10 protein-coding genes are annotated in these 12143 nt (G+C 41.6%); all 10 read right to left on the bottom strand.

Going from position 1 to position 12143, the window contains the following annotated elements; genetic code table 11:
• Window position 1: 1 nt before the first annotated feature.
• The 10 genes from PY091_RS13950 to PY091_RS13905 all read right to left on the bottom strand — a co-directional run bounded on the left by PY091_RS13950 (window position 2) and on the right by PY091_RS13905 (window position 12134).
• Complete coding sequence (locus PY091_RS13950) at window positions 2–973, bottom strand: hypothetical protein (protein WP_275650271.1); 972 nt, start codon at window positions 971–973, stop codon at window positions 2–4.
• Window positions 974–975: 2 nt separating this feature from the next.
• On the bottom strand, window positions 976–2388 hold the full coding sequence (locus PY091_RS13945; RefSeq protein WP_313790388.1) for an MBOAT family O-acyltransferase: 1413 nt from the start codon (window positions 2386–2388) through the stop codon (window positions 976–978).
• 142 nt (window positions 2389–2530) lie between these two features.
• Entirely contained in the window at window positions 2531–3442 is a 912-nt protein-coding gene (locus tag PY091_RS13940; protein WP_275650269.1) for a hypothetical protein, read from the bottom strand.
• A 3-nt stretch (window positions 3443–3445) separates the two neighbouring features.
• Complete coding sequence (locus tag PY091_RS13935) at window positions 3446–4879, bottom strand: MBOAT family O-acyltransferase (protein WP_275650268.1); 1434 nt, start codon at window positions 4877–4879, stop codon at window positions 3446–3448.
• A gap of 7 nt (window positions 4880–4886) precedes the next feature.
• On the bottom strand, window positions 4887–6053 hold the full coding sequence (locus PY091_RS13930; RefSeq protein WP_275650267.1) for an OmpA family protein: 1167 nt from the start codon (window positions 6051–6053) through the stop codon (window positions 4887–4889).
• A gap of 114 nt (window positions 6054–6167) precedes the next feature.
• Complete coding sequence (locus tag PY091_RS13925) at window positions 6168–6629, bottom strand: hypothetical protein (protein WP_275650266.1); 462 nt, start codon at window positions 6627–6629, stop codon at window positions 6168–6170.
• Window positions 6630–6631: 2 nt separating this feature from the next.
• Complete coding sequence (bshA, locus tag PY091_RS13920) at window positions 6632–7774, bottom strand: N-acetyl-alpha-D-glucosaminyl L-malate synthase BshA (RefSeq protein WP_275650265.1); 1143 nt, start codon at window positions 7772–7774, stop codon at window positions 6632–6634.
• Window positions 7775–7803: 29 nt separating this feature from the next.
• On the bottom strand, window positions 7804–10716 hold the full coding sequence (locus PY091_RS13915) for a glycoside hydrolase family 3 N-terminal domain-containing protein (RefSeq protein WP_275650264.1): 2913 nt from the start codon (window positions 10714–10716) through the stop codon (window positions 7804–7806).
• Between the two features lie 91 nt (window positions 10717–10807).
• Window positions 10808–11290, bottom strand: coding sequence for an ABC transporter ATPase (locus PY091_RS13910; protein ID WP_275650263.1), 483 nt, complete (start codon window positions 11288–11290; stop codon window positions 10808–10810).
• 52 nt (window positions 11291–11342) lie between these two features.
• Window positions 11343–12134: a (Fe-S)-binding protein gene (locus PY091_RS13905; RefSeq protein WP_275650262.1), complete on the bottom strand. Its 792-nt coding sequence runs from the start codon at window positions 12132–12134 to the stop codon at window positions 11343–11345.
• Window positions 12135–12143 lie beyond the last annotated feature (9 nt).

Here is a 12143-nt window from a genome sequence, read left to right as displayed (position 1 = left end):
ACTAATTATTGCGTACAACCCCAGAGTTTTCAAGATTGTCAATAATAATATCGGCAATCAATGTCCTGCCATAATTGTTCCAGTGCATATCGTAGACCAAAGTGGTTTTCCTTTTGGAGTTGTTTATCGTTTCCCCAAAGTCGATGTGTTGAAAGCCGTTTTCGTCCAAATAGTCCAAGAAAATCTTTGCAGTATCGGATTCGTCCATTAAAAGAACAGTTTTTTCTTTATCAAATCCATAGAGGTTTACTAAGTTCTTAAAATTCTCCAAGTATATTTTCTCTTGCTCAAGCTCGTCTTCGGATGATTTCTTGGGTTTTGCCTGTTGTGTTCCGCCCTTGACCAGTGAAGTTGCATCTTTCATTAAATTTCGAACCGGGTCCAAAACACCGATTTCAGAAAAATAAATCAATAGCTTACTCTTTTTAAGAAGCTTGTTTACTGGGGATTCCAGGTTTAGTCTGGATTTCTGCACAAAATATTCGCCTCTTTCAAGATCATTATAAAATTTCATTTTGATGTATATCCGGTCGATAAGGTCGAAATCCTCCTTGTAAGCATTGATCAAATGGAGCTGATCGGCCATATCCCAACCGGAATAACCATATTCAAAAACCTTGATCTTATCGTTAAATTTCTGTTCCACTTTTCTTCCAATAGAAATTCTATAAGGCTGATGAAAACCCTCGATAAAAGAATCCCCCACTAAGGCTATCTCTACACCATCTTTGGTCGGTTCAAACTCTTGGTAAGAATTAAAACCAGAACTATTGATGTTGTATCTAATGAAATTTTGGTTACGGTTTCCCGTTACGTTGTACCCCTCTTGGTTGGGCACCCATTTTTCCACTCGTTTTTCATCAACAAATCGAGAAGGTTTATCCTCCCCCAAATAAAATATCCTAACAAGAATCTCCAAGCTGATCAAGATCAGAAAAGAATAAACACCTAATTTTATTACTAATTTTTTCATATCTAGAATTGGAAATAAATGAATGATCTGTCAAACCCGCTATCATAGAATAACAACATGGTAAATATCACTACCGTATATGCCACAAAACGCACCACTTTGGATTTAAACTTGAAAGGGTTTCTTTCATCCTTCCTAATGCGATATTCATATAACACAAAAGCCGCCAAAAGGATAAAATAATCCAGCATTCTATAACCATTTGGGTGTTCATAGGGTACAAACTGAAAATCAGTGAATATCCTGGCAATGAAATTAAATGAATCGGTTAAGGACTCCGATCTAAAAAAGATTCGAGAAAACGTTACAATACCAAAGGTTAAAATAAGTTGGCCTATTTCTATAAAAGATGGGAAAAAAGAATTCTCGCCAACCACATTGTTTTTATAAATGGTATTCCTTCCCATTAAATATACGGGGACATAGGCCACGGCATGAAAAGCACCCCAAAAAATAAATGTCCAGTTAGCCCCGTGCCAAAAACCACTTACCAAAAAGATAATACAAATGTTTCTGATTGCTCTTCCCTGACTCACCCTTGATCCCCCCAAAGGAATATAAATATAGTGGCGGAACCATGTGGACAATGAGATATGCCATCTTTGCCAATACTCCGCCACGTTTCTGGAGAAGTTTGGAAATTTAAAATTGGACATCAATTCCACGCCGAACATTTTTGAAGTACCTATCGCGATATCGGAATATCCACTGAAATCACCATATACCTGAAAACTGAACAGGGTTACCCCCAAAATCAATGTAGAGGCCGGATAGGTTTCGTAGTTCATAAAAATATCATCCACAATGGGAGCAATACCATCTGCAATCACCATTTTTTTGAAGAGCCCCCAAAGAATCAGTTTAAGTCCGCTGACTATTTGATCATAGTTAAAAGTCCTTTTATTGGTAATCTGGTGCAATAAATTGGATGCCCTTTCAATTGGCCCAGCAACAAGCTGAGGAAAAAATGCCACAAACGTAGCAAAGGATAAAAAGTCTTGACAGGGCTTAATTCTTTTGTAATAAATATCCATGGAATAGGACATGGTCTGGAAGGTATAAAAGGATATACCCACCGGTAAAATAATCCTTAATGTCCAAGTGCTCTTAATGGAATAACCCAACATTTCGAAAAGGTCAACAAAAGAGTCCACAAAGAAGTTGTAATATTTAAAGAAGCCCAACAGGGATATATTAAATATTACGCTTACCCACAACCACAGTTTCTGCCGGTTGCGATCGTCCTCATTTTTGTGGATCATAATGCCCACAAAATAATCCACGATGGTACTGGCAATAATCAGGAAAAGAAACCTCCAGTCCCAAAGACCATAGAAATAATAACTTCCTACAAGAACTAAAGCATTTTGCAGCTTTAACTTCTTATTGAAGACAAACCAATAAAGTACGAACATTATTGGCAGAAAAATGAAATACTCTAGTGAGTTGAATAACATGGTTAGTTTTTGTTTAAAATTTTATCTAGTCCCTTTTAATAAACAGAGCCCTCATTGGTGTCCACAAACTATATTTTTAATCTATTGTTATAAGGCAACTTTACTTTTTGTACTTTCTTAAATAATCAGAAACTTGTAACGACGCTCTTTCGTGTCCATAACACGTCCAATGGGCATCATAATCGAACGACCATGATTTATCTTTAGTATCGTCTAATACCATAAACTTTATCTCATACTCACTTAATAAATTCTGAAATATTGGATTGGTATTAGGTTTTAGAACAATTATCACATTATCCGCTACATAATTATTATGAATAAAATCAATGAGCTCTCTGTACTTTGGTATATCATCTTTTACATCTGATTTTTCACTATGGGAGGCCTGGACATCATTAAAACTTAAATCTGACGAAAACCTGCGATATAGATAAAATACAAACTTCCAATTATATAAAATCTTTTTTAGCCCAGGAGATTTTAATTTACCATACGCTATCTGATTGGTTTTCAAATTAAATTGTGTAACATCCGACATAGGGTGAATTTGAGCTATACTCTCCTCAAAGTCAGAGTCTGAAGCATAAATTAATTGGTACTTCGGATTCAAAGTATCCAATTCTTTTTTTATTTCAAATGCCTCGATAAGAGAAACCCCCGACCTGGCGGCTTCCATAAAATTTAAATTCGGCATTTCCTTTTTCAACAGTACACTTTGATGACAACTGTCAGGGTTCATAAAATTTTCAATGAATGAATCTCCAATAACAGTAACCAAGTTGTCATAACTATCAGGTAAAGGTCCTGGCCATCCTAAATGATTAACCTGCCATTTATGGGACTTCATTTTCCAATACCCTTGCTGATCGGGAACGTATTTTTGAATTTGGTTAGTGTTAACAGTTCTCATAGGTATATCACTGGTAAATACAAAGAAACGGGAAGCAACTTCCGCAATCACCAATCCAATTAAAATAAACAATGCTATTTGAATCAAAAATTTCCTCATACCCTAAAATTGAAAATAAATGAATTCTTGCTCTTTACCAGTATAAATAAACATCAAGGCGATTAATAAGAAATAAAATGCCCATCTGCCAATTTTTGGCACCTTGAAAATACTTTCGATAGCATATTTATTCGACCTTCCGAACCACTCAACGACCATAAATCCAAGTACCAAAAAGAAAACATTCGAATCAAAAACCTCTGGAACATGAAATAGTGAGGAAGAAAACATTCCATCTAAATAAGAAAAGGCATGAGATACATCCTTTGCTCTAAAAAATACCCAGGCCAATACTGTTAGTAAAAATGTTATGGTCATTTGACCAATCTCCCTAAAGCTTGCGAATATTCTAGACTCCGCCACTAAATTAGTGTTCACCCTATTTTTATTCATCAACATTAATGGCAGAAAATACAATGCATTTAGAAAGCCCCACACGATAAAAGTCCAATTTGCACCATGCCAAAAACCACTCACAATAAATATTATAAAAATATTTCTAATCTTTTTTAACAAGCTCCCCCTACTCCCTCCTAGTGGTATGTATAAATAATCCCTAAACCAAGTAGATAAAGATATATGCCATCTTCTCCAGAACTCTGCAATATCCCGGGAGAAGTATGGGAACGCAAAGTTTTGCTTTAAATTAAAACCAAATAAACGAGAGGTCCCGATGGCTATATCCGAATAACCGCTAAAATCACCATAGATTTGAAACGTAAAACAGAGAGCCCCAATAAATAATGTACTGCCCGAAAAATCATTAGAATTATTAAATATTTGGTTCGCATATTCAGCGCAATTATCTGCTATTACAACCTTTTTAAACAGACCCCAAAGTATTTGTCTTAGACCATCTATGGCCAAGTTATAATCAAATGTCCGCCTTTTATAAAATTGGGGAAGTAGATTTGTCGCTCTTTCAATGGGTCCTGCCACCAATTGAGGGAAAAAGCTAACGAAAGCAGAAAAAGCAATTATATCCTTTGTGGGTTCAAGTTGCTTTCTGTACACATCAATTGTATAACTTAATGTCTGAAAAGTATAAAAACTGATACCTACAGGTAATATAATATTCAAGGAATTTACACTAATCTCACCACCAAAGAAACTAAATACTTCCGTGAAGCTGTCAATGAAAAAATTATAGTATTTAAAAAAGCCTAAAAATCCAAGATTAACAATAATACTTATCCATAAGTATATTTTTCTAAAATTGACCCTCACTTCATTTTTAAGTAGATTACCAATAGTGAAATCTACAATAGTACTGAATACTATTAATGATAAAAACCGCCAATCCCACCATCCATAGAAAATATAACTGGCTATTACAATAAGTAAGTTTTGTAGTTTTAAATTTCTATTGGTCAAAAACCAATAGAGTACAAAAACTATTGGAAGAAAAATTGCAAAATCAATTGAATTGAAGAGCATATTAAAATTATAGTTTTAATATCACAAATTCCGATCTGCGGTTCTTGGCATGCTGTTCTTCAGTACATCGTACACCGTCCTCACATTCATTCACCAATTGTGTTTCTCCAAAAGCCTCATGACTTATTCTATCTTCGGAAATCCCTTTGGAAATTACATATGCAACCGTGCGCTCAGCCCTTCTTTCGGATAACCATTGATTATACTTCTTGGTACCTCTGGAATCTGTATGCGCTGTAATTTTTATGGTCAAATTCGATTCATCTTCCATAATGGCCACCAATTGATCCAATAATTCCTTATCATTTGAGGTCAAGTAAGAGGAATTGAGCTTAAAGTACACATTGCCCAGGTTATTGATTTTATTTCTTATCGCATCCCTTCTTGCCTCTTCAGCTTCTCGTTTTGCCTTTTCTGCTGCAGCTAACTCTGCAGCTTCTTTTTCTCTTTGTAAACGTTCGGCCAATCTTTTCGCTTCCTCTGCATCCGCAATGGAATCTTGGACACGTTGCTGTTCCTTCTCCAATTCTTGCAATAAAGCCAGTTTTTCCTCACCTTTTCGAGAAAGTCCTTTTTCCACATTAAAACGATACGCTACCCCTAAGGCGTGTTGTATATGGTTTGTTGCGTTTTCTGTATCCATTGCCCATTTCCCTGTGGTGCTAAGGTCCAATCCCCAATGATCGGAGAACCAGGTTCTAAAACCTAGAACCGCATTATATGTACCCCTACCCTGATTATTGGCATCGGTATACCCTGCGCCAATTCCTATATAAGGGTCAAAGAATCCAGTATGGCCCAATATCATATTTAAATCATAGCTCACCCTAAAGTCGAGTCCCCAATAGTCAATATCTTCTATATTTACCTGATTGTCTATAATCTTACCTTCTTTATAACGGTTGTAAGACCCTATCGCTTCCAACCCAAGACCATTCTTGAAATAACGGCCTACGCTCACCCTAGAGGGGTAAGGTACCATGTTCCACCCTTCACTCAGGTCAAAAAGTTCTCCAAATTCATCTCCGGAATCATCAACGATATTGGTTCCTAAAGTAACGAGCCAATAGCTTTGGACTATACTGTCCTTTTTGGTCAGTTCCACGTCTTGGGCAAAGGTTAGCGCTGTAAATAAAAGCGCAAAGAGTACCATTGCAGGTTTTGAAATATTCATTTTTATTGATTTGAGGTTATCAAATTCAAAACTATGTCAAGCTTTTATAAAAAGGAACTTTGCACTTTCAATTGCGTTATTAATCGATAAGAAGTAAAAAAGATTTTAAAAAGGCTATTCCTCAATGAATTGGAAAGTAACTGTTTTATCGACCAATGGCATTTTGTAAAGATAAAACGGAAAATAAACAGGTTCTACCGTAGTATCTTTCTGCCCTTCCTCTTGGATAAGTTCCAGGGCCAAGGATAGTTCCTGGTCCGTCTCGGATAATTTGGACAACATCGGTGCATACTTGCCCTGCTGTTCGCCCAAACAGACAATGATTGCCATATCACTCGAGAAATCGATCATGGGCACCGGAAGTCCGGGCTTTCGGGTCTTGTTCACCCCGGTGTAAAATTTACGTAACGACTTGGTGTCCCGGATAATTAAGGTATCAAAATACTCAACATTGCTATAATCATCATGATCAACCAAAACCAGCTGTTCCATTGGCTCTCCAACAGAGGTGTGGCCGCTCTTCTGTGCCTTGCAGGAAGCAAGGATGAATAGTGCTATATAAAAACCGTACCTCAAGATCAAAATGTGTTTTTAAAACGGGATTTGAACGCCTTTTCGTAAAGGTCCTCATAAAGGGGCAACACGTGCACGATATCAAATTTGGAAGCCACGTTATAGGCGTTTTCCTTGAACTTCTCCAAGGTCGAATCATCCTTGAGTATTTCTATGGCCTTTTGTGCCATGGTCTCCACATCGCCAACATCAGCCAAATAACCGGAGACCCCATCAATGTTCACTTCAGGGATACCTCCCGTATTACTGGAGATTACGGCCACCTTGTTGATCATGGCCTCCAATGCCGCCAATCCAAAGCTTTCGGTCTCCGAGGGCAAGAGGAACATATCGGAAAAGCACAGGATCCTATCGATCTCGTTGCTATTGCCCAAGAAAAGTACCTTGTCCTTGATGCCCAAGGCATCGCACATATCCTCTGCCTTTTCCTTTTCCGGTCCCTCTCCTACCATGATCAGCTTTGCCGGTACTTCCTTTTGTATCTTATGGAAGACCCTGATCACATCGGGAATGCGTTTTACTTTCCTAAAGTTACTGATATGGGTGATGATACGCTCATCTTCCTTTGCCATCATGGTACGTTGGCAATCCGTATAATCGTTGCGGTATTTGGTGGTCTCGATAAAATTGGGGATCACCTCGATCTCCCTTTCGATATCGAACAGCTTTAGGGTATCCTTTTTCAATGCTTCGGAAACGGAGGTCACCACATCCGATTTATTGATACTGAAGGTCACAGCCGGCTTATAGAAAGGGTGTTTGCCCACCAAGGTAATATCCGTTCCGTGCAGCGTTGTGATCATCGGGATAAAGATCCCGTACTCCTGGAGCATTTTCTTGGCCATGTACCCTGCATAGGCGTGGGGTATGGCATAATGCACGTGCAATAGTTCAATATCATAAAGCTTGATGGTATCCACCAACTTACTGGAAAGTGCCAGTTCATAGGGCTGGTAGTGGAAGAGCGGGTACTCGGGTACGTGTACCTCATGAAAATGGATGTTGTTGCCCAAAAGCTCCAACCGGACAGGCTGACGGTAGGTGATAAAATGTACTTCATGGCCCCGATCGGCAAGGGCAATGCCCAGTTCCGTGGCCACAACGCCACTACCTCCAAAGGTCGGGTAACACACAATCGCTATTTTCATAAGAACAAATCTAAGGCAATATTCATTACCTAATTAATAATGGAATCATAAATGGCCTGTTGGATACGGGTCCTTAGGCCGGATTTGATCAATAATGTATTGGTCGCGGAGGGATATGTACGGTTCGAGATAAAGACATAAACGATCTCCTCATCGGGATCGGCCCAGGTGTAGGTGCCGGTAAAACCACTGTGACCAAAGCTCTTTCTGCTGACACAGCCACAGGTCGGCCCCTTATCCTCCAATTGCGGTTTATCGAACCCCACTCCCCTTCTCACATTTTTATTGCAGAAATAGCAGGTATTGAACCTTTTGATGGTCCTGGAGTCAAAAAATCGCTCTCCCCCATAATAACCACCCTGTAAATACATCTGCATGATCTTGGCCACTTCATTGGCGGTACTGAAGAGTCCGGCATGCCCCCCGACACCACCTTGCATGGCCGCTCCCATATCATGGACATAGCCCTGCACCGTCTGATATCTGAAATAGTCGTCCTCCTCGGTGGGAACTATCTCTTGTTTTGAAAACTTTTTTAAAGGGTTGAAGGTGGTGCGCTGTAATCCCATGGGACGGTAGAGAAATTCGTCCACCAGTTCATCAATGGGCCTTTGATAGGTCTTCTCAATGTATTCCTTAAAGACATAATAGCCGACATCACTGTAGCGGTACCTATTGGACTTGAGACTTTGCCTTCCTATCCTACTGTAGATGGAATCCTTGTAGGAACGGGTAAGGTATAGATGTTCCGCCACCTTATAGGGAAAGGCTTCCGAGGGGTTCTGTCTATAAAACTCGGATGATGGTTTCCTATCCTCCGAAAGGGTATCCAGATAAAAGGCGATCCAAGAAGGCAAACGTCCATAATGGGACAGGGCCTTTAAAACGGAAACATCCTTTAATTCCGTATCGGCATATTCGGGGATCAGGTCCTTGAAGGTATCGTTCAGGGCGATGTCCCCCTCCTCCTCCATTTTCATGATCATGGGCAAGGTGGACAAGATCTTGGTCAGTGAGGCCAGGTCATAAATGGATTCCCCCGTAATGCTATCCGTGGATCTATAGGTGGGCCTTCCGAAATTTTTATCGTAGATGACCTTCCCGCGCCTTGCGATCAGCACTTGGGCACCAGGGAACATCAATGAGTCCAATCCATCCTGCACCAGTGAATCGACCTCTGCCAACATCCTAGAGCTCATCCCTACCCTTTCCGGAATACTATAGCCCAAACGTTGGATGGGTTCCACATCCACCCCGGTACCCACAGGAAACTCATTATGGGCCGAGACCGGCAATTTCCCTGTGGCCCCAATGGCCCCAAAAATGACCTCTGCCACTTTTTCCTGTGCGACACCACTGTTCTGGTAACCGACGACAAGACCATCCATCGTATCAAAATTCAGGACATCCAACAGCGCATAAGGCCTTGCGAACAGGGCCAAGATGGTATTGCTTGTCCTTAAACGGGAAATTTCCTCCATCCAAAACAGCTCGTTCTTGGAAAATGTATAGCCTTTCCATGGACTTGAATTATCCTTGTGGAATCCGATGATCACCAGATTGTAATCGGCCAGTTCCTTTTTATATTGTGCAATATCCTTGGCATTGATATGGGTAACCTTGTGGTATTTGTTCAAAGTGGTATAATAGGTATCCCCCGAATCATCCCCGAAATGGACATATGCAATTTTCTTGTTGTCCAACTTTTTGATGGGCATCAGGGCAAAATTGTTCTTGGCCACTGTTATCGCGGCTTCGATGGCCTCTTCATAGATGACATCATTTTCAATTCCGTTCAGATCCCCGACCAGCCCCTCCATCGCGACAGGGCGGTAATCATAGAGACCCACCTTGTACTTGGCCATCAGTATTTTTTTGACGGATTCCGCTAGTCTTTCTTCGGTGATCGCTCCTTGGTCATAGGCTTGCACGAAAGTCTCCTTTGACTTGAGTACATTTTCGGGCATCAGGAGCATATCGTTTCCAGCCAAAAAGGCTTCCAACGCTACCTTTCCCTCCGGTGCAAACCCGGATACAGCTTTCATGTTCAGGGCATCGGTGATCACAAGCCCCTTGAACCCCATTTGATTTTTCAACAGACCCGTCACGATACTTTTTGAAAGTGTTGATGGGTGCCCCTCGCGGCTCTCCAGGCTCGGCACGTCCAAATGGGCCACCATGGTGGAGCTCAATCCGGCTTCCATCGCCCTTTTGAAGGGGTATAGTTCAATGGAATCCAGGCGCTCCAAAGAGGATCCTATTATGGGCAGTGCCTTGTGGGAGTCGGTAGCGGTATCCCCATGACCGGGAAAATGTTTGCCGCTGGACAATACGCCTGCCCTTTCCATACCACGGATAAAGGCCCGTCCCTTTCGAGCCACGTTCTTGGGGTCCTCCCCAAAGGAACGGTTCCCGATGATGGGATTTTGTGGATTGTTGTTGACATCCAGGTCGGGCGCGAAATTAATGTGCACCCCGAGCCGTTTGGCGTGCTTTCCTATTTGATGGCCCACCTTCTCTACCACTGAACTGTCCTGAATCGCCCCCAGTGTCATATTCCACGGAAAGGCATAGGTGGAGTCCAGGCGCATGGCCAATCCCCATTCGGCGTCCGACCCTATGAGCAGCGGCACTTTTGATTCGGCTTGGTATTCGTTGGTCAATCTTGCCTGTTGAACAGGGCCGCCCACAAGGAAGATCACCCCTCCGATATGCTGTTCCCTAACCAGGTCCTTTACCTTTTCCGTTGCGGACGGCCCCTGATTAGAAGCTACGCTCACCATGAAAAGCTGTCCGATCTTCTCTTCAAGGGACATATTGGCGTATTGGTTCTCGACCCATGCCATTTGTGCCAAGGAATCCTTGACCACTAAAGGATGGTTTTGCCCTTGGGCCTGTAAAAAAATAAGTAGAAAAAGGGGGAGGTAGCTATTTATCCGCATAAATATCTTGTCTATGACCTGAACTTAATGCCAATAAAAATATTGCATTTCATCGAGGAACGCACACAAATTAAGATAAATTAAAGTTTTGCTATACAAATCTGGAATGCCAGCTCTCACTTGCCGGAACTTCCCAATTCTCAAGGTATTCCTGTTTGGTCGCCACCAAATTATTGAAGACTATGGTATTCGGGGACACCGATTTGGCCTTGGCCAATTTCTTGAAGTCCTTCAAAGGTTTGTAAGCGATATATTCCCCTTGCTTGAAAGAAACGTTCATCCGGTCCAAAAGTTCCACTTGGTACTTCTGTTCCAAAGTTTGTATAAAGTGTACGGAGGCATCTATGGAACAGCCTGATGCACTGGTATTGGTCTGGTCCAGTCCGATAACGATGAACCTTTTGTACTTGATCTCGAAACCGGCCAATAGATCGCTCCCATGAGCGGTCCACTCCTTTAGGAAAGCCGTTACACTTTCCTCCAGTTCCTGTAACTCTTCTTCGGTAAAACTCCTATCTGCCTGATAGATCCATATTCTGGAATGATCGGGCAATTCATTAAAATCCACTAGCATAATCTGTATCGATAATGGTCGTATAAATGACCTTTTTGAAATTTTGTTTTCTTTATAGTCCCTGGGAATTCGCCAACAATTCGGCCACGTCCAAAACGGTGACGCTGTCTTCCTTTTCATGGGCCTTAATACCATCTGTCATCATGGTATTGCAATAGGGGCATCCCGTTGCAATGATATCGGGGCTGGTCTCCAGTGCGTCCTTGGTCCGCAGCACATTGATGTCCATATCCCCCTTTTCCGGTTCCTTGAACATTTGGGCACCACCGGCACCACAGCACAAAGCCGTTTTCTTATGTCGTTTCATTTCCACGAGTTCCGCATTGGTCTTGGCCAGTACATTTCGTGGTGCATCAAAAACGGAATTGGCACGGCCCAAATAGCATGGGTCGTGAAAGGTGATCCGCTTGCCCCTGTATCCTTCTCCGCTTATCGATAAACGGCCCTGGTCGATCAATTCCTTGAGGTATTGGGTGTGGTGCAGCACATCATAGTTGCCGCCCAGACCGGGGTATTCGTTTTTAAGGGTATTGAAGGAATGTGGGTCACAGGTCACAATGCGCTTGATCTCATATCCGTTCAACAGTTCAATGTTCATCATGGCCTGCATTTGGAACAGGAACTCATTACCTGCCCTTTTGGCCACATCTCCCGTAGAACTTTCCTCTGAGCCCAATACGGCAAAATCCACATTGGCGCTGTTCAACAATTTGACAAAGGCCCTGGATATTTTCTTGGCACGATCATCATAACTACCGGCAGAGCCTACCCAAAACAATATTTCAGGCTGTTTTCCCTCGGCCATAAATTCCTGCATGGTCTTCACCTTTAACTGCTCACTCATAGTTTTCGA

Origin of the sequence: Flagellimonas okinawensis (assembly GCF_029194005.1) — a bacterium.
Taxonomy (GTDB): domain Bacteria; phylum Bacteroidota; class Bacteroidia; order Flavobacteriales; family Flavobacteriaceae; genus Flagellimonas; species Flagellimonas okinawensis.
This window is presented reverse-complemented; position numbering and strand designations above follow the sequence as displayed.